The sequence below is a fragment of the Enterobacter cloacae complex sp. P2B genome (genome assembly GCF_014895985.1).
GTDB lineage: Bacteria > Pseudomonadota > Gammaproteobacteria > Enterobacterales > Enterobacteriaceae > Enterobacter > Enterobacter bugandensis.
The window spans coordinates 140,656-167,554 of record NZ_JADBQQ010000006.1 but is presented as its reverse complement, the minus strand read 5'-3'; the positions used below and the strand labels follow the sequence as shown (position 1 = coordinate 167,554).

Annotated in this window: 23 protein-coding genes and 1 riboswitch; of the genes, 10 read left to right on the top strand and 13 right to left on the bottom strand. The window is 56.3% G+C overall.

What is annotated here, in order from left to right:
- Positions 1-54: 54 nt before the first annotated feature.
- The 4 genes from polB to araB all read right to left on the bottom strand — a co-directional run bounded on the left by polB (position 55) and on the right by araB (position 6,451).
- Positions 55-2,412, bottom strand: coding sequence for a DNA polymerase II (polB, locus tag IM313_RS05975; RefSeq protein ID WP_192971600.1), 2,358 nt, complete (start codon positions 2,410-2,412; stop codon positions 55-57).
- 73 nt (positions 2,413-2,485) lie between these two features.
- Entirely contained in the window at positions 2,486-3,181 is a 696-nt protein-coding gene (gene araD, locus IM313_RS05970; protein WP_192971601.1) for an L-ribulose-5-phosphate 4-epimerase, read from the bottom strand.
- A gap of 47 nt (positions 3,182-3,228) precedes the next feature.
- Positions 3,229-4,731, bottom strand: coding sequence for an L-arabinose isomerase (araA, locus tag IM313_RS05965; protein ID WP_028015488.1), 1,503 nt, complete (start codon positions 4,729-4,731; stop codon positions 3,229-3,231).
- A gap of 10 nt (positions 4,732-4,741) precedes the next feature.
- Positions 4,742-6,451, bottom strand: a complete 1,710-nt coding sequence (araB, locus tag IM313_RS05960) for a ribulokinase (RefSeq protein WP_192971602.1) — start codon at positions 6,449-6,451, stop codon at positions 4,742-4,744.
- Positions 6,452-6,786: 335 nt separating this feature from the next.
- On the opposite strand from araB, the gene araC reads away from it, so the two are divergent.
- Positions 6,787-7,632: an arabinose operon transcriptional regulator AraC gene (araC, locus tag IM313_RS05955; RefSeq protein ID WP_028015490.1), complete on the top strand. Its 846-nt coding sequence runs from the start codon at positions 6,787-6,789 to the stop codon at positions 7,630-7,632.
- Positions 7,633-7,750: 118 nt separating this feature from the next.
- Positions 7,751-8,518, top strand: a complete 768-nt coding sequence (locus IM313_RS05950) for a DedA family protein (RefSeq protein ID WP_028015491.1) — start codon at positions 7,751-7,753, stop codon at positions 8,516-8,518.
- Between the two features lie 43 nt (positions 8,519-8,561).
- Here the strand turns inward: IM313_RS05950 and thiQ are convergent, their stop codons facing one another.
- The 4 genes from thiQ to sgrR form a co-directional block, all read right to left on the bottom strand.
- Complete coding sequence (gene thiQ / locus IM313_RS05945) at positions 8,562-9,263, bottom strand: thiamine ABC transporter ATP-binding protein ThiQ (RefSeq protein WP_048999040.1); 702 nt, start codon at positions 9,261-9,263, stop codon at positions 8,562-8,564.
- Complete coding sequence (gene thiP, locus IM313_RS05940) at positions 9,247-10,857, bottom strand: thiamine/thiamine pyrophosphate ABC transporter permease ThiP (protein ID WP_048999041.1); 1,611 nt, start codon at positions 10,855-10,857, stop codon at positions 9,247-9,249. Before thiP ends, thiQ begins: the two co-directional genes overlap by 17 nt.
- A complete protein-coding gene (gene thiB / locus IM313_RS05935; protein ID WP_028015494.1) occupies positions 10,833-11,816 on the bottom strand; it encodes a thiamine ABC transporter substrate binding subunit in 984 nt (327 codons plus the stop codon). Before thiB ends, thiP begins: the two co-directional genes overlap by 25 nt.
- A gap of 31 nt (positions 11,817-11,847) precedes the next feature.
- A riboswitch (TPP riboswitch) is annotated at positions 11,848-11,948 on the bottom strand.
- Between the two features lie 36 nt (positions 11,949-11,984).
- Positions 11,985-13,640, bottom strand: coding sequence for an HTH-type transcriptional regulator SgrR (sgrR, locus tag IM313_RS05930; protein WP_048957875.1), 1,656 nt, complete (start codon positions 13,638-13,640; stop codon positions 11,985-11,987).
- Positions 13,641-13,728: 88 nt separating this feature from the next.
- On the opposite strand from sgrR, the gene sgrT reads away from it, so the two are divergent.
- From sgrT to IM313_RS05915, 3 genes are all read left to right on the top strand, one after another.
- Complete coding sequence (gene sgrT, locus IM313_RS05925; RefSeq protein ID WP_045631150.1) at positions 13,729-13,881, top strand: glucose uptake inhibitor SgrT; 153 nt, start codon at positions 13,729-13,731, stop codon at positions 13,879-13,881.
- A 120-nt stretch (positions 13,882-14,001) separates the two neighbouring features.
- Entirely contained in the window at positions 14,002-15,180 is a 1,179-nt protein-coding gene (locus IM313_RS05920; RefSeq protein ID WP_192971603.1) for a sugar efflux transporter, read from the top strand.
- 216 nt (positions 15,181-15,396) lie between these two features.
- Positions 15,397-15,549, top strand: a complete 153-nt coding sequence (locus IM313_RS05915; RefSeq protein ID WP_010427008.1) for a Hok/Gef family protein — start codon at positions 15,397-15,399, stop codon at positions 15,547-15,549.
- Positions 15,550-15,641: 92 nt separating this feature from the next.
- On the opposite strand, the gene leuD is transcribed toward IM313_RS05915, so the two are convergent.
- From leuD to leuL, 5 genes are all read right to left on the bottom strand, one after another.
- Positions 15,642-16,247 (bottom strand): 3-isopropylmalate dehydratase small subunit, encoded by a 606-nt coding sequence (gene leuD / locus IM313_RS05910; protein ID WP_028015497.1) that lies wholly within the window; start codon positions 16,245-16,247, stop codon positions 15,642-15,644.
- Between the two features lie 10 nt (positions 16,248-16,257).
- Complete coding sequence (gene leuC, locus IM313_RS05905; protein ID WP_028015498.1) at positions 16,258-17,658, bottom strand: 3-isopropylmalate dehydratase large subunit; 1,401 nt, start codon at positions 17,656-17,658, stop codon at positions 16,258-16,260.
- Positions 17,659-17,660: 2 nt separating this feature from the next.
- Complete coding sequence (leuB, locus tag IM313_RS05900; RefSeq protein WP_014882533.1) at positions 17,661-18,752, bottom strand: 3-isopropylmalate dehydrogenase; 1,092 nt, start codon at positions 18,750-18,752, stop codon at positions 17,661-17,663.
- Positions 18,752-20,323, bottom strand: coding sequence for a 2-isopropylmalate synthase (gene leuA, locus IM313_RS05895; protein ID WP_028015499.1), 1,572 nt, complete (start codon positions 20,321-20,323; stop codon positions 18,752-18,754). The genes leuB and leuA overlap by 1 nt, the downstream gene beginning before the upstream one ends.
- Before the next feature lie 91 nt (positions 20,324-20,414).
- On the bottom strand, positions 20,415-20,501 hold the full coding sequence (gene leuL, locus IM313_RS22775) for a leu operon leader peptide (protein WP_071993742.1): 87 nt from the start codon (positions 20,499-20,501) through the stop codon (positions 20,415-20,417).
- Between the two features lie 608 nt (positions 20,502-21,109).
- Between leuL and leuO the strand changes: the two genes are divergently transcribed.
- From leuO to mraZ, 5 genes are all read left to right on the top strand, one after another.
- Positions 21,110-22,054, top strand: coding sequence for a transcriptional regulator LeuO (leuO, locus tag IM313_RS05885; protein WP_041911249.1), 945 nt, complete (start codon positions 21,110-21,112; stop codon positions 22,052-22,054).
- 380 nt (positions 22,055-22,434) lie between these two features.
- Positions 22,435-24,159 carry an acetolactate synthase 3 large subunit gene (gene ilvI, locus IM313_RS05880; RefSeq protein WP_192971604.1) on the top strand — a complete coding sequence of 575 codons (1,725 nt, stop codon included), beginning with the start codon at positions 22,435-22,437 and terminating at the stop codon, positions 24,157-24,159.
- A 1-nt stretch (position 24,160) separates the two neighbouring features.
- Positions 24,161-24,652 carry an acetolactate synthase small subunit gene (ilvN, locus tag IM313_RS05875; RefSeq protein ID WP_049000496.1) on the top strand — a complete coding sequence of 164 codons (492 nt, stop codon included), beginning with the start codon at positions 24,161-24,163 and terminating at the stop codon, positions 24,650-24,652.
- 179 nt (positions 24,653-24,831) lie between these two features.
- On the top strand, positions 24,832-25,839 hold the full coding sequence (cra, locus tag IM313_RS05870; protein WP_014168621.1) for a catabolite repressor/activator: 1,008 nt from the start codon (positions 24,832-24,834) through the stop codon (positions 25,837-25,839).
- Between the two features lie 599 nt (positions 25,840-26,438).
- Entirely contained in the window at positions 26,439-26,897 is a 459-nt protein-coding gene (gene mraZ / locus IM313_RS05865) for a division/cell wall cluster transcriptional repressor MraZ (protein WP_010426995.1), read from the top strand.
- Positions 26,898-26,899 lie beyond the last annotated feature (2 nt).

Sequence of the window (26,899 nt, the reverse complement as noted above, 5' to 3'; positions counted from 1 at the left end):
GTCCGGGAATGGAAAGGGCGCTATGGTACTGGATGGCAGCCATTTCGTCACGCGTCAAAATAGGCCAAGTTGCCCTGTCACAAGTGTAGCAAAATCGTCGTCGATGAACGGTAAAATTCCCTCCGCAACCGGCTGAAGCTGGCGTGTCAGGTAGTGATCGTAATCGAGAGGCGACTGCTGGTAATCAACGGGCTCCGGCCCGTTCGTTGTCCAGACGTATTTTATCGTCCCCCGGTTCTGATACTGTGGCGCGCGGCCCCGGCGTACATTCTCTTCGTCCGCCAGGCGCGCGGCGCGCACGTGGGGCGGGACGTTGCGCTGGTACTCCGCCAGCGGGCGGCGCAGGCGCTTGCGATACACCAGCTGGTCATCCAGCTCGCCGGCCATCAGGCTGGCGATGGTTTCGCGGATGTAGTCCTGATAGGGCTCGTTGCGGAAGATACGCAGATAGAGCGTCTGCTGGAACTGCTGGGCCAGCGGCGTCCAGTCAGTGCGCACCGTCTCCAGGCCTTTAAAGACCATTCTCTGCTTTTCACCCTCCTGGATCAGCCCGGCGTAGCGCTTCTTGCTGCCCTGGTCAGTACCGCGGATGGTGGGCATTAAAAAGCGGGCATAATGGGTTTCAAATTCCAGTTCTAATGCGCTGGTTAACCGCTCTTTTTGCAAATGTTCCTGCCACCAGTCGTTTACGAAGGCCACCAGTTCTTTGCCGATCTGTGAGGCGTCGTCTTCTGAATGTGCGCCCTTAAGCCACACAAAGGTTGAATCCGTGTCGCCGTAGATAACGTCATAGCCCCGGGATTCAATCAGCGCTTTGGTCTGACGCATGATGTCGTGTCCGCGCATGGTGATGGACGACGCCAGACGCGGATCGAAGAAGCGGCAGGCGCTGGTACCCAGCACGCCGTAGAAAGCGTTCATAATAATTTTCAGGGCCTGCGAGAGCGGCTTGTTGCCATGACGTTTCGCCTCGTCGCGGCCGTGCCAGATGTTCCCCACAATCTCCGGCAGACAATGTTTTTCGCGCGAGAAGCGTGCCCCGAGAAAACCTTCGGTGCTGTGCGCGTCGTCTGGCTGCGCCATCCCCTCCACCAGCCCCACCGGGTCAATAAGGAAAGTGCGGATAATTGACGGGTAGAGGCTTTTGTAGTCCAGCACCAGAACCGAATCATACAGTCCTGGGCGGGAGTCCATCACGTAGCCGCCGGGGCTGGCCTGCGGCGGTACGTCCCCGAGGTTGGGCGCAACATAGCCCGCACGGTGCATTCGTGGGAAATAGAGGTGGCTAAAGGCGGCTACCGAGCCGCCGTGCCTGTCAGCCGCGAGGCCATTTACCGTCGCACGCTCCAGCAGGAACGGCATGATCTCGGTTTTGTGGAATATCTGCGTCACCAGCTCGCAGTCTTTCAGGTTATAGGTAGCGAGCGCCGGTTTGTCTTCGTTGAAGCGCCGGTCAATCTCGTCCATGCGGTCCCACGGATTGTCGATGGATTTGCCTTCACCGAGCAATTCCTGCGCTACCGCTTCCAGAGAGAAGGAGGAGAAATTCCAGAACGCGGATTTCAGCGCCTCGATGCCGTCGATAATCAGGCGGCCGTTGGCCTGCGCTAAGAACACACCGTTCTTAAAGCCGTGCTCGCGCCACTCCAGCTCCGTATTGCCGCGCCCGAGCATCAGTGGGATGCGATACCGCTCTGCGTGTTTTTGCAGCACGCGCAGGTCAAACTGCACCACGTTCCAGCCGATCAGCACGTCCGGGTCGTGCTCGGCAAACCACTGGTTAAGCTTCTCCAGCAGCTGCGGTCGGCTGTTGACGTACTCAAGCTGAAAATCGAGCGCGGACGCATCGCCGTTCGGCGGCCCGAGCATATAGACAACCCGCTGCCCGCAGCCTTCCAGGCCGATGCAGTACAGTTCGCCGTGGCGGGTGGTTTCGATATCCAGGGAAACCCACTTTAGCGGGGGGCGATAATGCGGATTAGGCTTCAGGCGAGCGTTGATAAGGGTGCCGTTTTGCTCAGCGCCGTCAACCCAGACGGGGGCGGTAATAAACCGCTCCATCAGAAAGCGTTCCGGCGGACGAATGTCCGCTTCGTAGAGCGTCACGCCCGCTTCGCGCAGCAGTTTTTCGTAGCGCATCAGCTGGCGATGGGCGCGGCAGTAAAGGCCATATACCGGCTGACGATGGAAATCTTTTAGCTCAAGAGGCGTGAGGCGCCAGCCGTTCTCATCGCGCAGCAGTTGTTTTACCTTCTCGACGTAATGTTCAGGGATAAACGCCACGGATTCCTGAGGAGGAAGCGTAACGTGCAGCGGGCCGTTATCTGTCGCCAGCCAGAACGCAACCTCGGTGCCCTGAGGGGTATCCCGCCAGTGTCGGGTCAGTAAAAAGCCTTCTTGCGCCTGTGCCACGCCGTTATCCCAAAAACAAAACCAGGCCTGATTATAGCCTGGTTGAATGTTTTATGCTGGGGATATATACAGTTTATTGTCCGTAATAGGCCTTCGCGCCGTGCTTGCGTAGGTAGTGTTTATCCAGCAGGGTTTGCTGCATATCCGGCAACTGCGGTGCCAGCTGGCGGCAGAAGATCCCCATGTAGGCGATTTCCTCCAGCACTATTGCGTTATGCACCGCGTCTTGCGCGTTTTTACCCCAGGCAAACGGGCCGTGGGAATGCACCAGTACGCCGGGCATTTGCGCCGCGTCGATCCCCTTTTTTTCAAAGGTTTCGACGATCACGTTCCCGGTTTCCCATTCGTACTCACCGTTAATCTCCGCATCGGTCATCAGACGCGTGCAGGGAATGGTGCCGTAAAAGTAGTCCGCGTGGGTGGTGCCGGTGGCCGGAATAGACTGGCCCGCCTGCGCCCAGATGGTCGCGTGACGCGAATGGGTATGCACGATGCCGCCGATAGTCGGGAAGGACTGATACAGCAGACGGTGGGTGGGCGTATCGGACGACGGTTTTTTGTTACCTTCCACCACTTCACCCGTTTCGATGCTGACCACGACCATATCCTCTGCGGTCATCACCGTGTAATCCACGCCCGAAGGCTTGATCACGAATACCCCTTTTTCCCGGTCAACGGCGCTGACGTTGCCCCAGGTCAGGGTCACCAGGTTATGTTTTGGCAGCGCCAGGTTGGCTTCAAGTACCTGACGTTTGAGATCTTCTAACATCGTTGTCTCCCTGCCCGGCGAGCGCAGCGCCACCGGGCATTACGTACTTAGCGTTTTGAACCGTAATAGACTTCGTTCCAGCGCAGCGCGTCTTTAAAGGCTGGCAGACGGGTGTCGTTATCAATCACGGTCAGCTCGATATCGTGCAGCTCGGCAAACTGGCGCATATCGTTCAGGTCCAGCGCGTGGCTGAAGACGGTGTGGTGCGCGCCACCCGCCAGGATCCACGCCTCTGACGCGGTTGGCAGGTCCGGCTGCGCTTTCCACAAGGCATTGGCGACCGGCAGCTTCGGCAGAGAGTGCGGGGTTTCAACCGCATCGACGCAGTTCACCAGCAGGCGGAAGCGGTCGCCGAGGTCGATCAGGCTGGCGTTGATGGCCGGACCGGTACGGGTGTTGAAGATCAGACGGGCCGGATCCGCTTTGCCGCCGATGCCGAGGTACTGCACGTCAAGGATCGGTTTCTCTTCAACCGCGATGGAGGGACACACTTCCAGCATGTGCGAACCGAGCACCAGATCGTTGCCGTTCTCGAAGTGGTAGGTGTAGTCCTCCATAAAGGAGGTGCCGCCCTGCAGACCGGTCGACATCACCTTCATGATGCGAAGCAGAGCGGCAGTTTTCCAGTCGCCTTCACCCGCAAAGCCGTAGCCCTGCTGCATCAGACGTTGTACTGCCAGACCCGGCAGCTGTTTCAGGCCGTGCAGATCTTCAAATGTAGTGGTAAAGGCATGGAAGCCGCCCTGTTCCAGAAAACGCTTCATGCCCAGCTCAATGCGCGCTGCATCCAGCACGTTCTGGCGCTTGTCGCCGTTAACTTGCGCCGCAGGCGTCAGGCGGTAGCTGCTTTCGTACTCGTCCACCAGCGCGCTCACGTCGCCGTCGCTGATGTCATTCACCACCTGCACCAGGTCGCCCACCGCCCAGGTATTCACGGAAAAGCCGAACTTGATCTGCGCCGCGACTTTATCGCCGTCGGTCACCGCCACTTCACGCATGTTGTCGCCGAAACGCACCACTTTCAGGTGGCGGGTATCCTGCTTAGAGACCGCCTGACGCATCCAGGAGCCGATACGCTGTTGCGCCTTGCCGTCCTGCCAGTGGCCGGTGACCACAGCGTGCTGCTGGCGCATGCGCGCGCCGATGAAGCCGAACTCGCGGCCGCCGTGCGCGGTCTGGTTCAGGTTCATGAAGTCCATGTCGATGCTGTCCCACGGCAGGGAGGCATTGAACTGAGTGTGGAACTGCAGCAGCGGTTTGTTGAGGATTGCCAGGCCGTTGATCCACATTTTGGCCGGTGAGAAGGTGTGCAGCCACACGACCAGGCCGGCGCATTTGTCGTCGTAGTTGGCGTCACGGCAGATATTGGTGATTTCGTCCGGCGTCGTACCCAGCGGCTTCAGCACCAGTTTGCACGGCAGTTTGGCTTCCGCGTTCAGCGCGTTAACCACGTGCTCCGCGTGTTTCGTTACCTGCTGCAGCGCTTCCGGTCCGTACAGATGCTGGCTGCCAATCACAAACCACACTTCATAATTATTAAAAATGGTCATCATCGTGTCCTTAATGGGTCAGGGTTGCCGTAGTGTCCGCGGTGCTTTTGGCCGGGGCGGCGACAGGGAGATAGTGAAGCTCGGCGCTTTTTGCCCATTGCTGGTAGCGCTGATAAAGCTGTTCAAAGCGTTGTGCCTGCTGGACACGCGGCTGGAGCGTGTTTTCGACGGCGCTTGCCATGTGCTGCTGCGCGGTCGGGATATCCGCATGAACGCCTGCGGCCACGGCAGCGAAAATCGCCGCGCCCAGCGCACAGCACTGATCGGAGGCTACAATCTGCAGCGGACGGTTCAGCACGTCGCAGCAGGCCTGCATAATCACCGGGTTTTTACGGGCGATACCGCCCAGCGCCATCACGTTGTTCACGTCGATGCCCTGTTCGGTGAAGCACTCCATAATGGCGCGCGCGCCGAACGCGGTGGCGGCAATCAGACCGCCGAACAGCGCCGGGGCATCGATCGCCAGGTTGAGATCGGTAATCACCCCCTTCAGGCGCTGGTTGGCAAACGGCGTGCGGCGACCGTTAAACCAGTCCAGCACCACCGGCAGGTGGTCGAGGGTCGGATTTTTTGCCCATGCTTCGGTGAGCTGCGGCAGAAGCTGTTTTTTGCTCGCGGTAATCTGTGTTTTCAGCTCAGGATGCGCGGCAGCCAGCTGATCCAGCGGCCAGCCGAGCACCCGGCCAAACCAGGCGTAGATATCGCCAAATGCGGACTGACCGGCTTCGAGGCCGATAAAATCTGGCACCACGCTGCCGTCAACCTGGCCGCAAATCCCTTTCACCGCGCGGTCTCCGACGCTGGTTTTATCTGCCGTCAGGATGTCGCAGGTGGAGGTGCCGATCACTTTCACCAGCGTGTTAGGCTGCGCACCCGCGCCCACGGCACCCATGTGGCAGTCGAACGCGCCGCCGGAAATGGTCACGTTTTGCGGCAGGCCGAGACGCGTCGCCCACTCTTCGCAGAGCGTGCCGACCGGAATATCGGCGGTGAAGGTGTCGGTAAAGAGCGGGTATTTCAGATTTTTGTTGATGATCGGGTCAAGTTCATCGAAGAACGCTGCCGGAGGAAGACCGCCCCAGCCTTCATGCCACAGGGATTTATGCCCGGCGCTGCAGCGGCCGCGGCGGATATCCTGCGGGCGAGTGGTGCCGGAGAGCAGGGCGGGAACCCAGTCGCACAGCTCAATCCATGATGCCGCGGCCTGGGCGACCGAAGCGTCCGCGCGGGTAACGTGCAGGATTTTGGCCCAGAACCATTCGCTGGAGTAGATGCCGCCGATGTAGCGCGAGTAGTCGGTTTTGCCCGGCTGGTGGCATAAGCGGGTGATGGCTTCCGCCTCTTCCACGGCAGTATGGTCTTTCCAAAGCACGAACATGGCGTTCGGGTTGTCGGCAAACTCCGGGCGCAGCGCCAGCACGCGGCCTTCAGCGTCCACCGGGGCTGGCGTTGAACCGGTGCTGTCGACGCCAATCCCCACGACGTCGGCCCGCTGGGCGTCAGTCAGTTCAGCCAGCACGGTTTTGATCGCCGCTTCCATCGATTCAATGTAATCGCGCGGGTGGTGTCGGAACTGGTTGTTTGGCGCATCGCAGTAGCGCCCCTCTTGCCAGCGCGGATACCACTCAACGCTGGTTGCTATCTCCTGGCCAGTCGTACAGTTCACTGCCAGCGCGCGAACCGAGTCGCTGCCAAAATCGAGGCCAATTGCAATTGCCATGGTGTTGCTCCATCCGAAACAGGTATGGAAGAACATTAGAGACTGGGGATAAAAATCGTCAGGCAGGATCCGCTAATCTTATGGACTAAATTGCTGTAGCAACGGAAAGTGTGACGCCGTGCAAATATTCAATGTGGACATTTCTGCCGCACTTATAGACACTTTTGTTACTGCTTCTCTGCCCGTGCCGGCAGAAAAATCAGGGGAAAAGGCTGAAACATGGCGGACGTAAAAGAGGCGTGATGCTTTTTGGATCTTTTCGCAGGCCATTTTTATACTGCTTTTAACGATATGGACAAATGGTTTCCTTCAGGACCCTTGGGAGAACTGAATCTATGGCCGAACCGCAAAACGATCCCCTGCTGCCGGGATACTCATTTAACGCCCATCTGGTGGCGGGGCTGACGCCAATTGAGGCCGAGGGGTATCTCGATTTTTACGTCGACCGGCCGCTCGGCATGAAAGGGTATATTCTGAACCTGACCGTACGCGGGGAAGGGGTGATCAAAAACGGCGATCGGCAGTTTGTTTGCCGCCCGGGCGATATGCTGCTGTTCCCGCCGGGGGAGATCCACCACTACGGGCGTCACCCGGACGCCAAAGAGTGGTATCACCAGTGGGTCTATTTCCGCCCGCGCGCCTACTGGCAGGAGTGGCTCTCATGGCCGGCTATTTTCGCGCAAACCGGTTTTTATCGTCCGGATGAGGCGCATCTGGCGCAGTTTCGTGAACTGTTCGCACAAATTATTGAGGCGGGGCAGGCGGGCGGGCGCTATGCCGAACTGCTGGCGATCAACCTGCTTGAGCAGGTGCTGCTGCGCCGCATGGAGGCGATCAACGAGTCGCTTAACCCGCCGCTGGATAACCGCGTCCGCGACGCCTGCCAGTACATCAGCGACCATCTGGCCGACAGCCAGTTTGATATCGCCAGCGTTGCCCAGCACGTCTGTCTTTCGCCGTCCCGCCTGTCACACCTGTTCCGCCAGCAGCTTGGCGTGAGCGTGCTGAGCTGGCGTGAGGATCAGCGCATCAGCCAGGCAAAGCTGTTGCTGAGCACCACCCGGATGCCTATCGCGACCGTCGGACGCAACGTGGGCTTTGAAGATCAGCTCTATTTCTCTCGCGTGTTTAAGAAGTGCACAGGCGCCAGTCCCAGTGAATTCCGCGCGGGATGTGAATAAACGGTAAACATTCAGGTGAACTTCAGGAGCATCCTGTAAACTATTCAGACAATTGATGCCTTGACGCGGTGCGGGGCGCTAAGCAGAATCGCTGATTCGTTTTCTGACCGGAATAGTTATGCAGGCATTGCTGGAACACTTTATTACCCAGTCCGTTATGTACTCGCTCATCGCTGTGGCGCTGGTGGCGTTTCTGGAATCGCTGGCGCTGGTTGGGCTGATCCTGCCCGGCACCGTGATGATGGCGGGGCTTGGGGCGCTTATTGGCAGCGGTGAGGTCAATTTCTGGCAGGCGTGGCTGGCCGGGATTATCGGCTGCCTGCTGGGGGACTGGATCTCCTTCTGGCTGGGCTGGCGCTTTAAGAAGCCGCTGCACCGCTGGTCGTTCATGAAAAAGAACAAAGCGCTGCTGGATAAAACCGAACATGCGCTGCACCAGCACAGCATGTTCACCATTCTGGTAGGCCGCTTTGTCGGGCCAACGCGTCCGCTGGTGCCGATGGTGGCGGGGATGCTGGATCTGCCCGTCGCAAAATTCGTGGTGCCGAACATTATCGGCTGCGTATTCTGGCCGCCGTTTTACTTCCTGCCGGGGATCCTCGCGGGTGCGGCCATTGATATCCCTGACGGTATGCAAAGCGGTGAGTTCAAGTGGCTGCTGCTGGGAACGGCGGTACTGCTGTGGCTGGCGGCCTGGCTCTGCTGGCGGCTATGGCGCAGCGCGAAAGCCAGTGTCGATCGCCTGACGCACTATCTCCCGCGCACGCGCCTGCTCTGGCTGGCCCCGCTGACGCTGGGCGTGGCGGTGGTAGCGCTGGTCGCGCTGATTCGTCATCCGCTGATGCCGGTGTACGGCGAAATCCTGCTGAAGGTGGTTAGCCGTTAAGGTGTTTTCCCTCTCCCCGTGGGAGAGGGCCAGGGTGAGGGCGTCAGACCGCACGAATGCCTAACAATGAAGACGCCCCCGCGTTACCACTCAGAAGTTCTTCTGTTTCTCCATCCCACAAAATCCGTCCCTCCGCGATCACTACCGATCGCGGCGCAATGCGTGCGGCATCTTCAATGCTGTGCGAAACCATCAGCATCGTGATCTGCTGGCGCTGGCAAACCTCTTCCACCAGCGAGAGCATCTCCTGGCGCAGGGCCGGGTCGAGTGCCGAGAAGGGTTCGTCGAGCAGCAGCAGCGGCTGCTCGCGCACCAGACAACGTGCCAGCGCCACGCGCTGACGCTGGCCGCCGGAAAGCTCACCGGGCAGTCTTGAAATCAACGCGGACAGGCCCATTTGTTCGGCAATCGCCTCCAGCTTCTGACGCTGCGCAGCATTGAGTTTTAACCCCGGATTGATTCCCAGCGCGATGTTCTGCCACACCGTAAGGTGATTAAACAGATTGTTTTCCTGAAACAGCATCGACACCGGGCGCTTAGCCGGCGGAGCGTAGGTATACTCGCCATTATCAATGAATATCGACCCGCTGACAGGCTGCAAAAAACCGGCAATCAAATTGAGCAGGGTACTTTTACCGGCTCCGCTTGGGCCAAGCACCGCAATTCGCTCTCCCTGACGAACGGAGAGGGTAAAACGCATCGGCAGATGCTGGTAAAGCCAGGTTACATCAGTCAGTTTTAACATCACGCCCCGGGAGTTTTTCGATAACGGTAAATAACGCAAAGCACAGCACCAGCAGTAAAAGTGCCGTGACCGCGCCGTCCTGGCTGCGATAGGAGCCAATTTGCTGATAAAGCCAGAAAGGCAGCGTGCGGAAATCCTCGTTGCCAAAGAGGGCCACCACGCCAAAATCCCCAATCGACAGCACGCAGGCGAAGGCCATCGCCTGGGCGAGCGGCCGCTTCAGGGCGCGTAGTTCGACCACTTTCAGCCGCCGCCAGCCCATAATGCCAAGGGACTGGCACAGGGCGCTGTACCGGCTGTTAACATCCCGCATCGGGTTTTCCAGCACCTTCAGCGCGTACGGGATGGCCATTAAGGCGTTGGTAAAAATGACGATGCCGTCGGCGCTTTCCGGCAGGCCGATGGTGCTGTTAAACAGTAAAAAGAAGCCGGTCGCCAGCACGATGCCCGGCATCGCCAGGATCAGCATGCCCGTCAGTTCCAGCGTGTGTCCGGCTTTACGGGCATGTCGCGCGTACAGCTCGCGGCTGCTCCAGAGCAGCATCATGGTCAGCGTCACGCAGATTAGCCCGGCTGCCAGCGCGATACGCAATGAGGTCCATGTGGCTTGCCACAGGACCGGCTGTTGAAGTACCGATACCACATTCCTGTTGAGGCCATCGGCGATCACGGCCAGCAGTGGCGGCAGCAGAAGCAGGAGCGCCAGCGCGATCAGCATCACGTCCGAGATGCGGCTATGCAGGCTGTCCTGCGGATCGCGCCAGCCAGAAAGATTATTGCTTCCTGCGGGGATCGCTTTGCTCAGCCGCTGGCTGAGTAACACCAGCGCCAGGCAGCACACCATCTGTACGATCGCCAGCAACGCGGCGCGGCCCGGATCGTAGTCGTAACTTAATGCCTGATAGATCGCCAGCTCAATGGTGGTGGCCTGCGGGCCGCCGCCGAGAGAAAGCACGGTCGCAAAGCTGGCGAAACAGAGCATAAAGATCAGCGCGGCCACCGGGGCAATCTGGCGTCGCAGCCACGGCCATTCGACAAAGCGGAAGAATGACCATCCGCGCATGCCGAGCTGGGCGGCAATCTGTCGCTGCTCGCCGGGAATGTTCTCCAGCGCCTGTAAAAACAGGCGCGTCGCCATCGGCATATTGAAGAAAATGTGTGCCAGCAGGATGCCCTTCAGGCCGTAAGGGGAGAAGGTCCATTCCAGACCAAGCAGGTTGAAGAGGGAGGCCAGCCAGCCCTGACGACCGTAGACGCTCAGGATGCCAAAGACGGCCACCAATACGGGCAGGATCAGCGTCATGGCGCACAGGCGCAGCAGTGCCAGCCTGCCGGGGAAACGTCTGCGATAGAGGGCGCGCGCAAGGAAAATGGCCGGGATGACTGACAGCAGCGCGGAAAGAAACGCCTGCCAGAAGGAGAAACGGATGACGTGCCAGAGATAGCTATCGTGCCAGAGCGCGAGCAGATCGCTCTCTGGCGCGTTAAACCACAGCGCCAGAAACGCTCCCAGACTGACGACCACCATCAGTATGGCGGCAATCAGTCCGGGAACTAACCAGCCGGGGATCAGCGGCTGACGGCGCGTTGCCATTCGCTTATCCATGCGGCACGCTGAGCGGCAACCTGCTGCGGCGTAAATTCCAGCGCGGTCTGCGGTTTGTTCAGCTGCTCAAAGCCTGCCGGCAGCGCCGCGTCGGTAACCGGGTACATCCAGTTGCCCGTCGGAATGGCGTTCTGGAATGCCGGGGAGACCATAAATTTCAGGAACTTCTCGGCCAGTTCCGGCTGTTTGCTGGCGGCGGTGCGGGCAGCCACTTCAACCTGCAGGTAGTGACCTTCAGCGAAATTCGCAGCCGCGTAGTTGTCTTTCTTCTCGGCAATAATATGATAGGCCGGAGAGGTGGTGTAGCTCAGCACCAGGTCGCTTTCGCCTTTCAGGAACAGGCCGTAGGCTTCGCTCCAGCCTTTAGTGACCGTAACGGTTTTCGCAGCCAGCTTTTGCCACGCCTCCGGCGTTTTGTCGCCGTAGACTTTCTGCATCCACAGCAGCAGGCCCAGACCCGGCGTGCTGGTGCGCGGATCTTCGTATATCACGCGCCATTTCTGGTCGCTTTCGACCAGCTCTTTCAGGCTCTTCGGCGGGTTCTTCAGCTTGTTTTTATCGTAGACGAACGCAAAGTAGCCGTAATCGAAGGGAACGAAGGTGTCGTTTTTCCAGCCGCCCGGCACGTTTACGGCATCTGCCGCCACGCCGCTTTTGGCAAACAGTTTAGTTTGCGTGGCGGCTTCCAGCAGGTTGTTATCCAGCCCGAGCACCACGTCGGCCTTGCTGTTTTTCCCTTCCATGCGCAGGCGGTTAAGCAGCGACACGCCATCTTCCAGCGCCACGAACTTCAGCTCGCAGTTGCAGTCGGCTTCAAAGGCTTTTTTAACCACCGGGCCGGGGCCCCAGTCGGCGGAGAAGGAGTCGTAGGTATAGACCGTCAGAACAGGCTTAGCAAAAACAGGCAGCGCAACCAGCGCCAGCAGAGGAAGAACGTTTTTTAACACTTTGCACCTCAGGGTTGAGTGGCAAAGGATTTTGAGAAACAGCCTCAAATCCCTTCGCCGGCGTTATCCGGATCAGGTTCGACGGGTATTATCTCAGCGCACATCTGTGATGCAGCACCCCGTTGAGAACGGCGCTATTGTAATGATTTGGTGAATATTACGAAAGCGTTATGGCTCCGGCGGCGCAAACCAGGCGGATTTAAAATCAAACCAGCCCAGGGTATTCATCCGCAGGCCGCGCATGCTGCGCTGTCCCTGGATCAGCAGCCAGTGGTGGATCAACGGTACGATCGTCTGCCCGGCCAGCAGCTCCTGGCACCACGCGGCCAGATCCATCTCTCCTGCCCGCCACTTCGCGGCGTCCTGCTGCCAGTCCCGGCTGATGCAGTGCTGAATGAGAGGCACTTCATACAGGTGTGAAAAGAGCGAGAAATCAAGCGGCAGCGTAAAGTTCGCGCTGTTGAGCCAGATATCGCTGACGACATCCCCGCGGTGCCATTCATCATAATCGACTTCCTGTATCGCCAGCGTCACGCCTTCGGCCGCCAGCAGTTTACTCATGATCCTCGCGATAAACCGGTGCTCAATGTGATCGCGATAGTAGCTGAGGGTGATGGTCTCCAGCCCGGCGGGTTTTTCACTGCGCACCGGCTGAGCATGGTGCCAGCGCGGAAGCAGGCCATAGGCCGGAAACCACCAGGTCTGGTATTGTTCTTCAGCGTGATAAATCAGGTTAGCCGGGGCCAGAATATGGCTGATCCACTTGCGGACGTCGTGGTTTGCTCCGCGGTGGCTGCGGCTGTCAAAAAGAAGATAGTAGCAGCCCTCCTCCAGGCGACTCTCGAACGCCTTTTCGCTGGTTGTGGGCCCCTCCAGGGTGAGGCCTGCGCTCAGCTCTTCGTTGAGGTCCGGTAACACCCAGACGTTCACTTCGTCGATCAGCGCCCGATAGCCAAAATAGTCATCAAAGGCGCGGATCTTCAGCTGATTGCTGTTATTGCGCGTAACGGAGTAGGGGCCTGTACCGATCGGCTGGCTGGAAAAATTGTTCAGGGATCGCCACTCGGCAGGCAGGATCATCGAGGGCACGTAGCCCAGAAGCCACGGCAGCCAGTTGTCTGGCTGGGACAGCTCAATATCCAGCGTCCAGGCCGTTGGGGAGTGGATCCGCGTGATATGCGAATAGAGCGGCAGCGTGCGGGCGCGCTCTAAAGAGGCGATAACGTCACGCATCTCCAGCTCGCGGCCATGGTGGAAGTGAATGCCCGGGCGTAAAAAGAAACGCCAGTGCAGAGGGGAAAGCTGCTGCCAGTGGTGCGCGATATCCGCTTCCAGTTCCCCGTTTTCCTCATTTATTTTCGTCAGACCGCTGAATATCTGCCGGGCCATGTGGGTTTCAGAACGTCGTAATGCCGTGCCGGGCAGCAGATTTTTCATTGGGCGGTAGTAAAGCACCCGCAGAATGTGGCGTCCCTGACGAAAGCTGCGTCCCAGGTGTGAGACCAGCATCTGGCGCACGGCGGCTTTGTCGCCCACCAGCTGGACCAGCTGATCGATGCGGTCCTGCTCCAGCAGATCCTCCGCCCGCTGCTGCTGCAGGGCCAGGCCGGTATACAGGAAGGTCAAGCGTGAGCGCTTGCCGCGTCCCGCCTCGGCCTCCCAGCTTAGCCAGCCCTGCTGCTGCATAGTGTTGAGTAACGTGCGCATATGGCGGCGAGAGCAGTTGAGGAGTTCTGCCAGCTCGTTAAGCGTGGTCTCCTGCGATTGACCCTCGCAGCACTGCCACAGGCGAATGAATTGTTGTTGCAGTCGACCGGATGGCATAAAAGAGGAACTCCTGACAAAAAATCAGCAATTTATTAATCCCTATATTAAGCCAATAATGCTTCCTGATGAAGTGAGGAGGTAAATTATGAAGAGGTCTACCGCACGTCAGTTTTATCAGCAGTACTTTTCAGCGACAAAAGGAGTGTCCTGGCTGGCCCGCCAGTGTGCAGAGCAACGGCTGAGAATCCTGGAAGATCTGATGCAGTGGGACGTTACGAAACCGACCTCTTCTCGCTAACTCGCCTCGATCATGTGTGACTGAGTATTGGTGTTTATCACCCGCCAGCAAAATGTTTTTGCTGGCTTTTTTCGTTTATTCTTTCACCCAATTTCGATTCGCTTTCACAAGGACTTGCGCATGCTGTGGTTGATGACGATGGGGCGCCGCCTGAATGGCGTGTACGCTGCTTTTATGCTGGTGGCCTTCATGATGGGCGTGGCCGGTGCGCTACAGGCACCGACGCTGAGCCTGTTTCTCAGCCGCGAGGTGGGGGCGCAGCCGTTTTGGGTGGGGCTGTTTTATACCGTTAACGCGATTGCCGGGATCCTCGTTAGCCTGGGGCTGGCGAAACGATCCGACAGCCAGGGCGATCGCCGCAGGCTGATCCTCTTTTGCTGCGCCATGGCCGTGGGCAACGCGCTGCTTTTTGCCTTTAACCGTCATTACCTGACGCTCATCACCTGCGGCGTGCTGCTGGCCTCTCTGGCGAACACCTCCATGCCGCAGCTCTTCGCGCTGGCCCGTGAATACGCCGACAGCTCGGCGCGAGAGGTAGTGATGTTCAGCTCGGTGATGCGCGCACAGCTCTCGCTGGCGTGGGTCATCGGCCCGCCGCTGGCCTTCATGTTGGCGCTGAACTATGGCTTTACGGTCATGTTTTCTATCGCGGCAGGCATTTTTATTATCAGTCTGGCTCTGATTGCCTTTGCGCTGCCGTCTGTCGCCCGGGTTGAGCAGACGACGGATAAGCCCATCACTCAGGTGAGCGGCTGGCAGGATAAAAACGTGCGGATGCTGTTTATCGCCTCCACGCTGATGTGGACCTGCAACACCATGTACATTATTGATATGCCGCTGTGGATCAGCAGCGATCTAGGCCTACCGGACAAGCTTGCGGGGATCTTAATGGGGACCGCCGCCGGGCTGGAAATTCCGGCGATGATTCTGGCGGGGTATTACGTTAAGCGCTTCGGAAAGCGTCGGATGATGATCGTTGCCGTGGCGGCTGGGGTGCTGTTCTACGCGGGGCTGCTCCTTTTCCATTCGCGTGAAGCGTTGCTGGCGCTGCAGCTGTTTAATGCCGTGTTTATTGGCATCGTTGCCGGGATCGGCATGCTCTGGTTCCAGGATCTCATGCCCGGCCGCGCCGGCTCTGCGACTACGCTTTTTACCAACAGTATTTCGACGGGTGTTATTCTGGCGGGAGTGATTCAGGGCGCGCTGGCGCAAAGTTATGGTCATGCCTCCGTTTACTGGATGATTGCGGCGATTTCGGTGGTAACGCTTGGGCTGACCTGCCGGGTCAAGGATGTTTGATTCTGGAAGGCGGCTTCACGAAATGAAACGATTTTCTGACAGATACAGAGAAGGCGCATAGAGTGCGTGACGGGTGCTTGAGGCTGTTTGCCTCAGGCTTTCGCAAGAGGCAAACAGTGGAGAGTCCCACATCAAAAAACTGATGGGGAGACCAACTTCACAACCAACATTGCGAGGTTAGTCTCTTCATTGCCGAAAAGCAATAAGGAGGCTGGAATGCCAAAACGTACTCTGCTGTTAGGTTTGTTTCTGATCTGTACGACGCTATTGATCTTCACCTGGATGGTGCGTGATTCGCTGTGTGAGTTGCACTTCAGACAGGAGAAAACAGAGCTGGCGGCAGTGTTGGCTTACGAAGCAAAACGTTAGCGGTATTGGCGGGGGAAGTGTCCCCGCCTCTCCAGAGTGGTTGAGCCTCAACGCACCCTTATCAATGGCCCGCGCCCTGCGGGCCATTGCCTTTAGCCCATAAACGCAGGCTGTTTTTTCTCGTACGCTGAGATGGCGTCCTCGTGCTGGAGCGTCAGGCCAATGCTGTCCAGACCGTTCAACATGCAGTGGCGACGGAAGGCATCAATGCTGAAGCTGTAGGTCTTATCCCCGGCTTTCACCACTTCCGCTTCCAGATCCACCTCAAACGCCATCCCCGGATTTGCTTTAACCAGCGCGAACAGTTCATCGACCTGCTCGTCGCTCAGCGTCACCGGCAGCAACTGGTTGTTGAAGCTGTTGCCGTAGAAGATATCCGCGAAGCTCGGGGCGATAACCACCTTAAAGCCGTAGTCGGTCAGCGCCCAGGGCGCATGCTCACGCGAGGAGCCGCAGCCGAAGTTTTCCCGCGCCAGAAGAATGGATGCACCTTTGTATTCCGGGAAGTTCAGGACGAACTCCGGGTTTGGCACTTCGCCTTTGTCGTCCAGAAAACGCCAGTCGTTGAACAAGTGTGCGCCAAAACCGGTGCGGGTCACTTTCTGCAAAAACTGCTTCGGAATGATCGCGTCCGTATCGACGTTAGCGGCGTCCAGCGGGACAACACGGCCCGTATGTTGGGTAAATTTCTCTGCCATGATTGTCTCCTTATTTCAGGCTGCGAATATCGGCGAAATGGCCGGTAACTGCCGCAGCGGCGGCCATTGCCGGGCTGACCAGGTGAGTGCGTCCACCCCGGCCCTGACGGCCTTCAAAGTTACGGTTGCTGGTGGAGGCACAGCGCTCGCCCGGGTTCAGGCGGTCGTTGTTCATCGCCAGACACATGGAGCAGCCCGGCAGACGCCATTCGAAGCCTGCTTCGATAAAGATCTTATCCAGTCCTTCCGCTTCCGCCTGGGCTTTCACCGGACCGGAGCCTGGAACCACCAGCGCCTGCACGCCCGGCGCCACTTTGCGACCTTTGGCAATCTCTGCCGCCGCGCGTAAATCCTCGATACGGGAGTTGGTGCAGGAGCCGATGAACACCTTATCAATGTTCACGTCGGTCAGCGGTACGCCGGGTTTCAGCCCCATATAGGCCAGCGCTTTTTCCGCGCTGGCGCGTTCGACCGGATCGGCGAAGGAAGCCGGGTCAGGAATGCTGTCGTTGACAGAGATGACCTGGCCAGGATTGGTACCCCAGGTGACTTGCGGCGCAATCTCTTCCGCCTGCAGCGTGACAACGGTATCAAAGGTGGCACCGTCGTCAGTTTTCAGGGTTTTCCAGTACGCGACCGCGTCGTCAAAATCCTGACCTTTCGGCGCGTGCAGACGGCCTTTCACATAGTTAAAGGTGGTTTCGTCCGGTGCGACCAGGCCTGCTTTAGCACCCATCTCAATCGCCATGTTGCACAGGGTCATACGGCCTTCCATGCTCAGCGCCTGAATGGCTTCACCGCAGAATTCCACCACGTGACCGGTACCGCCTGCGCTGCCGGTTTTGCCGATAATCGCCAGCACGATATCTTTCGCGGTGATACCCGGCGCGGCTTTGCCCTTCACCTCAATCTTCATGGTTTTGGCGCGGCCCTGTTTCAGAGTCTGCGTCGCCAGAACGTGCTCAACCTCCGATGTGCCGATGCCGAACGCCAGCGCGCCAAACGCGCCGTGGGTCGCGGTATGGGAGTCGCCGCAGACGATGGTCATGCCCGGCAGCGTAATACCCTGCTCAGGTCCCATCACGTGGACGATGCCCTGATACGGGTGGTTCAGATCGTACAGCTCCACGCCAAATTCGTTGCAGTTCTTGATCAGCTCCTGCATCTGGATGCGCGCCATCTCGCCGGAAGCATTAATGTCTTTGGTCTGGGTGGAGACGTTGTGATCCATCGTGGCAAAGGTTTTACCCGGCTGGCGCACCGGACGCTTGTGCGCGCGCAGGCCGTCGAAGGCCTGCGGAGAGGTCACTTCGTGCACCAGGTGGCGGTCAATGTACAGCAGCGGGGTTTCGTTTGGCGCCTCGTAGACAACGTGCGCATCAAACAATTTTTCATATAACGTTTTGGCCATGATTACACCCCTTCAGCGACATAGCGGGCAATGATGTCGCCCATTTCATCAGTACTGACTGCTGCCGTGCCGCGCGCTAAGTCACCGGTACGGACGCCTTCTTCTAACGCCCGGTTAATGGCGTTTTCAATTGCGGTTGCTGCGTCGCCTGCATCGAGGCTGTAGCGCAGCAGCAGGGCCAGGGAGAGGATCTGCGCAATCGGGTTCGCAATGTTCTTGCCTGCGATATCCGGCGCGGAACCGCCCGCCGGTTCGTACAGGCCAAAGCCTTCTTCATTCAGGCTGGCCGATGGCAGCATGCCCATAGAGCCGGTGATCATCGCGCACTCGTCAGACAAAATATCGCCGAACAGGTTGGAGCAGAGCAGCACGTCAAACTGGGACGGATCCTTAATCAGCTGCATGGTCGCGTTGTCGATGTACATATGCGACAGCTCAACGTCCGGGTACTGCTTAGCGACTTCACTGACGATCTCGCGCCACAAAATGGACGACTGCAGCACGTTCGCCTTATCAATGGAGGTCACCTTATGGCGGCGCTTGCGTGCAGATTCAAAGGCGATATGGGCGATACGTTCAATTTCGAAACGGTGGTACACCTCGGTATCAAACGCTTTCTCGTGCTGACCGCTGCCTTCGCGACCTTTTGGCTGACCGAAGTAGATCCCGCCCGTCAGCTCACGCACGCACAGGATGTCGAAACCGTTGGCCGCGATATCCGCGCGCAGCGGGCAAAACTCTTCCAGCCCTTGATACAGCTTAGCCGGACGCAGGTTACTGAACAGTTTAAAATGTTTACGCAGCGGCAGGAGCGCGCCGCGCTCTGGCTGCTCTGCTGGCGGCAGGTGTTCCCATTTTGGGCCACCGACGGAGCCAAACAGCACGGCATCGGCATTCTCGCAGCCTTCAACGGTGGCTTTCGGCAATGGCGTTCCGTGGTTATCAATCGCAATACCGCCCACGTCGTAGTGGCTGGTGGTAATTTTCATCGCAAAACGCGAGCGAACGGCTTCCAGTACTTTCAGCGCCTGTGCCATCACTTCCGGACCAATACCGTCACCCGGCAACACAGCAATATGGTAGTTCTTCGACATTACACGGTTTCCTTGTTGTTCTCTTTATTCTGAGCTTTGCGTTGCAACTCTTTTTCGACTTCAGCGGCGCGCCAGATGTTGTTCAGGACGTGCACCATCGCTTTCGCGGAGGATTCGACAATATCCGTCGCCAGGCCCACACCGTGGAAACGGCGGCCATTATAGTTGACGACGATATCCACCTGACCCAGCGCGTCTTTACCGTGCCCTTTCGCCGTCAGGTCGTATTTCACCAGCTCTACGTCGTACTCGGTAACGCGGTTGATTGCCTGATAGATGGCATCCACAGGGCCGTTACCGTTGGCGGCTTCCGCTTTGATTTCATCACCGCAGGCCAGCTTGACCGAGGCGGTAGCGATGTCGCTGGAGCCGGACTGCACGTTGAAGTAGTCCAGACGGAAGTGCTCTGGCTCTTCCTGCTGCTTGTTGATGAAGGCCAGCGCTTCCAGGTCGTAATCGAATACCTGGCCTTTCTTGTCGGCCAGCTTCAGGAACGCGTCGTACAGCTGATCCATGTTGTAATCGCTGTCCTGATAGCCCATCTCTTCCATCCGGTGTTTCACTGCCGCACGACCGGAACGGGAGGTCAGGTTCAGCTGAACCTGGTTCAGGCCGATGGATTCCGGAGTCATGATTTCGTAGTTTTCACGGTTTTTCAGCACGCCGTCCTGGTGAATACCGGAGGAGTGGGCGAACGCGCCGGTTCCAACAATCGCCTTGTTAGCCGGGATCGGCATGTTGCAAATCTGGCTGACGGTCTGGCTGGTGCGCCAGATTTCATTGTGATTGATGCGGGTGTGCACGTTCATGATGTCTTTGCGCACCTTGATGGCCATGATCACTTCTTCCAGTGAACAGTTGCCCGCGCGTTCACCGATACCGTTCATTGCACCTTCTACCTGACGTGCACCGGCGTGCACCGCAGCGATGGCATTGCCTACGGCCAGGCCCAAATCATCATGGGTATGTACTGAGATGATTGCTTTATCAATGTTAGGTACGCGCTCATACAGGCCGGTAATGATGTTGGAGAACTCAAACGGCATGGTATAGCCGACGGTGTCCGGGATGTTGATGGTTTTAGCGCCCGCGTTGATGGCGGCTTCGACTACGCGCGCCAGGTCTTCAATCGGCGTACGGCCCGCATCTTCACAGGAGAATTCAACGTCATCGGTGTAGTTGCGTGCGCGCTTAACCATGTATACCGCGCGTTCAATGACCTCATCCAGCGTGCTGCGCAACTTGGTTGCGATGTGCATTGGTGAGGTTGCAATAAAGGTATGAATACGGAAGGCTTCGGCCACCTTCAGCGACTCAGCCGCAACGTCGATGTCTTTCTCTACGCAGCGCGCCAGACCGCACACGCGGCTGTTTTTAATGGTGCGGGCGATAGTCTGTACGGATTCAAAATCACCCGGAGAGGAGACGGGGAAACCGACCTCCATCACGTCGACGCCCATACGCTCGAGAGCCAGCGCAATCTGCAGTTTTTCTTTTACACTCAGGCTTGCCTGTAATGCCTGTTCACCGTCACGTAAAGTAGTATCGAAAATAATGACTTGCTGGCTCATGGGTTAGGTCCTTGTCAGTCTTAGGGCGCCTTGCTACGAGCATAAAAAAACCCGCGCAGTGGCGCGGGTTTTTAGTCTTACTGGTGACGATTCAACGCTGAATTTCGCCCGCCAGTCTACCGCGCACAGTGGATGCGTTTAGTAGTAGTAGACCGATGAAACGAATGGTGCGTGTCATGAATCGTGCTCCGTTAAATTCAATATGCTTTTAGTGGTACTGGATACAGCTGGGCATGTCAACCCCTGATGGTAAAAACGGCCCCAGAAGGCTAAACAGAGAGGGTGTGTTGTTTAGCTTATTGTGCTGGGTTTTCGATTTTTAACTTAACTAATTGTCTATTTTTGGACTTAAAAAACATTTGCAGAAACGAATAAACATAACGGGTATTTTTCAGGTGACGCAGTCCTCACAAATGCTTTCTCTTTAAACCGTTTTACTATCATCGAGTTATCTTTTTTGAGAGAACTTTTTCTCCCTTCAAAAAGAATCATTGATAACAGATTGTTAACTTAATTCTGCTCAATGTCGATAACAGTTTAATTATACTTAAGTCATCCTTAACTGGATGGTTATTGTATATTGATTTGGTTTATGGTTTCATTCAAACACTAAAGTTAAGCATATCCTTTGTGCCGTTTTGTATTATAGCATTATTAGATAATCTTTATATATTCCGATTTTTAAACAATTTTCTTTCGCTGGTCGTATCTGCATGGTAAATCATATTTTTCGAAATTATTACAGTGCGTTGGCGAAGGGAGTGTAGCGTGACAGTGGAGTCAGAAGTGCCAGAAAATAATATTAAACAACCACAGATTACTGATGGAATTAAACCACAGTTACGCACGGTGGATCTTAATCTACTGACGGTGTTTGATGCTGTCATGCAGGAGCAGAATATCACGCGTGCGGCACAAGCCCTGGGGATGTCACAGCCTGCCGTAAGTAATGCCGTTGCCAGGCTTAAGGTTATGTTCAACGACGAATTGTTTGTTCGTTATGGAAGAGGCATCCAGCCTACAGCGCGGGCTTTCCAGCTTTTCGGCTCCATCCGCCAGGCGCTGCAGCTGGTGCAAAATGAGCTGCCGGGCTCTGGCTTTGAACCCTTAAGCAGTGAGCGAGTATTCCATCTCTGCGTCTGCAGTCCATTAGATAATTATCTGACGTCAATTATTTATAATAAAGTTGAAGAGATCGCACCTAATATTAATCTCGTCTTTAAATCGTCCTTAAATCAAAACACCGAACACCAGTTACGTTACCAGGAAATCGAATTCGTCCTGGGTTATGAAGAATTCCGCCGTCCTGAATTTTCCTGTGTACCGCTGTTTAAAGATGAAATGGTGCTGGTTGCCAGCAAAAAACATCCACGACTGAATGCGCCGTTACGTGAAAGTGACGTTTATAGCGAACAGCATGCCGTTGTTGCGCTCGACAGATATGCCTCCTTCAGCCTGCCCTGGTACGACACTGCGGAGAAACAGGCGAGCGTGGCTTATCAGGGGATGGCCATGGTCAGCGTATTAAACGTCGTTTCCCAGACGCAGCTGGTGGCAATTGCCCCACGCTGGCTGGCAGAAGAGTTCTCTGGCGCGTTAAATCTGCAAATTTTGCCTCTGCCGCTCAAGCTAAATAGCCGCACCTGCTATCTCTCCTGGCATGAAGCTGCTGGACGGGATAAAGGACATCAGTGGATGGAAGAGCTACTTATTAGCATCTGCCGTCGGTAATCGAGTCAGGATAAATTGCATCTTTGCATGTGATTTATCCTGGTTTTGTTTCTTTTATTAATATTTTGTTCTGTTACGTATTTTATCTGGCGCCTGCCAGGCCCGTAAAAATAGATGATTTTCTACATCGCCGCGCTTTTCAGTGATGATTTATCATCTCGTCCCCTAATTTCAGATGAATTAACCATATCCTCTGACAATGTCTGTTTTTTCTGCTTTCACGGCCTCTTCTCTCTCCTGGTTTGCGAATTGCCTGCCTCATAACGAGCGGTTAAGGTAAGTATCACTCTGCAAAATAGAAGACGGGTTCATCCCGATCGCAAGACGGTGCGGAAATGAATTCGGCGGTCCGTCTATAACAAAATGCCTGGAGGCAAAGCATGGAGATGTTGTCTGGCGCGGAAATGGTCGTCCGGTCGCTGATCGATCAGGGCGTAAAGCAAGTGTTCGGCTATCCTGGCGGCGCGGTCCTCGATATTTATGACGCACTGCATACGGTAGGGGGTATTGACCATGTGCTGGTACGCCATGAGCAGGCGGCGGTACATATGGCCGATGGCCTGGCGCGTGCGACGGGTGAAGTGGGCGTGGTCCTGGTCACGTCGGGGCCCGGTGCGACAAACGCCATTACCGGCATTGCGACCGCGTACATGGACTCTATTCCGCTGGTGATCCTTTCCGGACAGGTCGCGACATCACTGATTGGCTATGATGCGTTTCAGGAGTGCGACATGGTCGGGATTTCGCGTCCCGTCGTGAAGCACAGCTTCCTGGTCAAGCAAACCGAAGACATTCCTGGCATTCTGAAGAAGGCGTTCTGGCTGGCGGCAAGCGGGCGCCCGGGGCCGGTGGTGGTCGATCTCCCTAAAGATATCCTGAACCCGGCCAACAAGCTGCCTTATGTCTGGCCGGAATCGGTGAGCATGCGCTCTTACAACCCAACAACGCAGGGTCACAAAGGTCAGATCAAACGCGCGCTGCAAACGCTGCTGGCCGCTAAAAAACCGGTGGTCTATGTCGGTGGCGGGGCCGTCAATTCAGCGTGTGAGGCACAGCTTCGTGAACTGGTTGAAAAGCTCAATCTTCCTGTTGCGTCATCGCTGATGGGACTCGGAGCGTTTCCCGCCACCCACCGTCAGGCGCTCGGCATGTTGGGTATGCACGGTACCTATGAAGCCAACATGACGATGCATCATTCTGACGTCATCTTTGCCGTCGGCGTGCGTTTTGACGATCGTACGACCAACAACCTGGTGAAGTATTGCCCGAACGCCACCGTGCTGCACATTGATATCGATCCGACGTCAATTTCAAAAACGGTGTCTGCTGATGTACCTATCGTCGGCGACGCGCGACAGGTCCTTGAACAAATGCTGGATCTGCTGGCGCTGGAAAACACAGCGCAACCGCTGGATGAAATCCGTGACTGGTGGCAGCAAATTGAGCAATGGCGCGCGCGGCAATGTCTGAAATATGACACCCAAAGCGAGCATATTAAGCCGCAGGCGGTCATCGAAACGGTATGGCGACTGACGAAAGGCGACGCGTATGTGACCTCTGACGTGGGCCAGCATCAAATGTTTGCCGCCCTCTATTATCCGTTTGATAAACCGCGCCACTGGATCAACTCGGGAGGTTTAGGCACGATGGGCTTTGGCCTGCCTGCCGCGCTGGGCGTGAAGCTGGCGCTGCCAAATGAAACCGTCGTCTGCGTGACCGGAGACGGCAGTATTCAGATGAACATTCAGGAACTTTCCACCGCGCTGCAATATGAGCTGCCGGTACTGGTGCTCAACCTTAATAACGGCTATCTCGGTATGGTGAAGCAGTGGCAGGATATGATCTACTCGGGCCGCCACTCTCAGTCATATATGAAATCGCTGCCGGATTTTGTTCGTCTTGCTGAAGCTTACGGTCATATAGGGATGCGGGTGACCGATCCGGCTGAACTGGAAACGAAGCTCGCCGAAGCGCTTGAGCACGTTAAAAACAATCGCCTCGTCTTTATGGATGTCATCGTTGATGGAACCGAGCACGTTTATCCGATGCATATTCGCGGCGGCGGTATGGACGAGATGTGGTTAAGCAAAACGGAGAGAACCTGATATGCGCCGGATATTATCGGTATTACTGGAAAACGAGTCTGGCGCACTGTCGCGCGTCATTGGGCTTTTTGCGCAGCGTGGCTATAACATTGAAAGCCTGACCGTGGCGCCAACGGACGATCCGACGATGTCGCGTATGACGATTCAGACCGTTGGCGATGCCAAGGTAATTGAGCAGATCGAGAAACAGCTGCATAAGCTGGTCGATGTGCTGCGCGTAAGCGAGCTGGGGCAGGGCGCTTACGTTGAGCGTGAGGTCATGCTGGTAAAAATACAGGCTAGCGGTTACGGGCGCGAGGAGGTCAAACGCAATGCGGATATCTTCCGCGGGCAGATCATCGACGTCACGCCTTCTCTTTATACGGTTCAACTGGTCGGAACCAGTGACAAGCTGGACGCTTTCCTGGCATCCGTGCGGGATGTAGCAAAAATTGTTGAGGTGGCGAGATCGGGGATCGTTGGTCTGTCACGCGGCGAGAAAATCATGCGGTAGTTGTTAAAAAGGTTCGCCTCTTTCAGCCCGGTCACCAAAGCCGGGCTTTTTTTTGCGTAATCAGCCGACAACGCAGATAAAAGCGGTTGCCGCGAAGGCTTTTCTGCGTTTAGATGTTAAAAGATTTAACCATAACCTTGACAGGGCCATGGACTCTTTTCTTTTTTTAAGGGGCAATTGTGAAACTGGATGAAATCGCCCGGCTAGCCGGCGTGTCACGAACAACGGCCAGCTATGTGATTAACGGCAAAGCAAAGCAGTACCGCGTCAGCGATAAGACCGTTGAAAAAGTTATGGCGGTGGTTCGTGAGCATAACTACCATCCGAATGCTGTCGCTGCCGGCCTGCGTGCCGGGCGCACCCGCTCTATTGGTCTGGTGATCCCGGATCTGGAAAACACCAGCTATACCCGTATCGCCAACTATCTTGAACGTCAGGCCCGCCAGCGCGGTTACCAGCTGCTGATAGCCTGTTCTGAAGACCAGCCTGATAACGAGATGCGCTGCATTGAACATCTGCTCCAGCGTCAGGTCGATGCCATCATCGTCTCGACCTCCTTACCGCCGGAGCATCCGTTTTACCAGCGCTGGGCGAACGATCCGTTCCCCATCGTGGCGCTGGACCGCGCGCTCGATCGTGAGCATTTCACAAGCGTAGTGGGTGCCGATCAGGATGACGCGGAAATGCTGGCCGCTGAGCTGAGAACCTTCCCCGCTGAAACGGTGCTGTATCTTGGCGCGCTGCCCGAGCTTTCCGTAAGCTTCCTGCGTGAGCAAGGGTTCAGAACCGCCTGGAAAGACGATCCGCGTGAAGTCCACTATCTCTATGCCAACAGCTATGAACGCGAAGCCGCTGCGCAGCTGTTCGAAAAATGGCTGGAGACGCACCCGATGCCCCAGGCGCTGTTCACCACGTCATTTGCCCTTCTGCAGGGGGTAATGGATGTCACCTTGCGTCGTGAAGGCAAGCTCCCCTCTGACCTGGCGATCGCCACGTTTGGGGATAACGAGCTTCTCGATTTCCTTCAGTGCCCGGTGCTGGCGGTGGCCCAGCGTCACCGAGATGTAGCTGAACGCGTCCTGGAGATTGTTCTGGCGAGCCTGGATGAGCCGCGCAAACCGAAGCCGGGTCTGACGCGTATCAAACGTAATCTCTATCATCGCGGAATTTTGAGCCGCCATAAATGAAATGACGGGGCGGCGAAAAACCGCCCTTTTTACTGGAATTATTCGTCGAGTTAATTCCCGCAGAGAAATTAGGATAATTCTTGAGAGATCCTAATCTACTATTTTTCTTAATTCATTTTGCCGTTTTAAATGGCCCTTAAAGAATCATGAAGCGATTTTTAGACGCCTCTCTTTGTATTACTTTGTTACAAACCCTCTTCGGTCGATGAATATTCAGACGTTTTTTCTTCCCCCCGACCGGCCAGCAACGCAACCGCCGCTTCTACCGACCGATTGAGCGAATCTGGCGCTGTCATCCCCTGACAATCTGTCATAAAATGCTGCCCGCGTCGCAAACTGACACTTTATATTTATCTGCGATGATATTGAGTGAGCCTTAACGCTAGTGTGCATATTCGGTTTTTTTCTTACAAATATTCATAACGTTAATTTTGCCTCGCCAGTTGTGCAGTTATTAACCGGGACTGTTTATCTCTGTAAATAGTGGGCGTACAGCCTCGTATAGGGAGAGTCCTGGCTTGACAAGCTTTTCCCTCGCTCCGTAAACTCCTTCAGGTGGGAATTTGTGGGTTAAAGTGGTGAGGAGGGGTGAGACTGGCATGTTCCGTGGAGCAACGTTAGTCAATCTCGACAGCAAGGGGCGTTTATCGGTACCAACCCGATACCGCGACCAGCTGATTGAGAATGCTTCGGGTCAAATGGTTTGCACCATTGACATCAACTCCCCCTGCCTGCTGCTTTACCCCTTACCTGAATGGGAAATCATTGAGCAAAAGCTGTCGCGACTGTCGAGCATGAACCCGCAAGAGCGCCGCGTGCAGCGGCTGTTATTGGGACATGCCAGTGAATGTCAGATGGATAACGCCGGGCGATTACTGATTGCGCCCGTGCTGCGGCAACATGCCGGTCTGACCAAAGAAGTGATGCTGGTCGGGCAGTTCAACAAGTTTGAACTGTGGGACGAAACGACCTGGTATCAACAGGTCAAGGAAGATATCGACGCTGAGCAGTCTGATTCCGCAACTTTATCGGAACGGCTGCAGGACTTGTCTCTATAAAT

What these genes read in the sequence shown, in the direction of transcription:
- araD (WP_192971601.1), bottom strand. Translation starts at nt 3,181, where the DNA reads ATGTTAGAAGATCTCAAACGTCAGGTACTTGAAGCCAACCTGGCGCTG.
- araA (WP_028015488.1), bottom strand. Translation starts at nt 4,731, where the DNA reads ATGACCATTTTTAATAATTATGAAGTGTGGTTTGTGATTGGCAGCCAG.
- araB (WP_192971602.1), bottom strand. Translation starts at nt 6,451, where the DNA reads ATGGCAATTGCAATTGGCCTCGATTTTGGCAGCGACTCGGTTCGCGCG.
- araC (WP_028015490.1), top strand. Translation starts at nt 6,787, where the DNA reads ATGGCCGAACCGCAAAACGATCCCCTGCTGCCGGGATACTCATTTAAC.
- IM313_RS05950 (WP_028015491.1), top strand. Translation starts at nt 7,751, where the DNA reads ATGCAGGCATTGCTGGAACACTTTATTACCCAGTCCGTTATGTACTCG.
- thiQ (WP_048999040.1), bottom strand. Translation starts at nt 9,263, where the DNA reads ATGTTAAAACTGACTGATGTAACCTGGCTTTACCAGCATCTGCCGATG.
- thiP (WP_048999041.1), bottom strand. Translation starts at nt 10,857, where the DNA reads ATGGCAACGCGCCGTCAGCCGCTGATCCCCGGCTGGTTAGTTCCCGGA.
- sgrR (WP_048957875.1), bottom strand. Translation starts at nt 13,640, where the DNA reads ATGCCATCCGGTCGACTGCAACAACAATTCATTCGCCTGTGGCAGTGC.
- sgrT (WP_045631150.1), top strand. Translation starts at nt 13,729, where the DNA reads ATGAAGAGGTCTACCGCACGTCAGTTTTATCAGCAGTACTTTTCAGCG.
- IM313_RS05920 (WP_192971603.1), top strand. Translation starts at nt 14,002, where the DNA reads ATGCTGTGGTTGATGACGATGGGGCGCCGCCTGAATGGCGTGTACGCT.
- IM313_RS05915 (WP_010427008.1), top strand. Translation starts at nt 15,397, where the DNA reads ATGCCAAAACGTACTCTGCTGTTAGGTTTGTTTCTGATCTGTACGACG.
- leuD (WP_028015497.1), bottom strand. Translation starts at nt 16,247, where the DNA reads ATGGCAGAGAAATTTACCCAACATACGGGCCGTGTTGTCCCGCTGGAC.
- leuC (WP_028015498.1), bottom strand. Translation starts at nt 17,658, where the DNA reads ATGGCCAAAACGTTATATGAAAAATTGTTTGATGCGCACGTTGTCTAC.
- leuB (WP_014882533.1), bottom strand. Translation starts at nt 18,752, where the DNA reads ATGTCGAAGAACTACCATATTGCTGTGTTGCCGGGTGACGGTATTGGT.
- leuA (WP_028015499.1), bottom strand. Translation starts at nt 20,323, where the DNA reads ATGAGCCAGCAAGTCATTATTTTCGATACTACTTTACGTGACGGTGAA.
- leuL (WP_071993742.1), bottom strand. Translation starts at nt 20,501, where the DNA reads ATGACACGCACCATTCGTTTCATCGGTCTACTACTACTAAACGCATCC.
- ilvI (WP_192971604.1), top strand. Translation starts at nt 22,435, where the DNA reads ATGGAGATGTTGTCTGGCGCGGAAATGGTCGTCCGGTCGCTGATCGAT.
- ilvN (WP_049000496.1), top strand. Translation starts at nt 24,161, where the DNA reads ATGCGCCGGATATTATCGGTATTACTGGAAAACGAGTCTGGCGCACTG.
- mraZ (WP_010426995.1), top strand. Translation starts at nt 26,439, where the DNA reads ATGTTCCGTGGAGCAACGTTAGTCAATCTCGACAGCAAGGGGCGTTTA.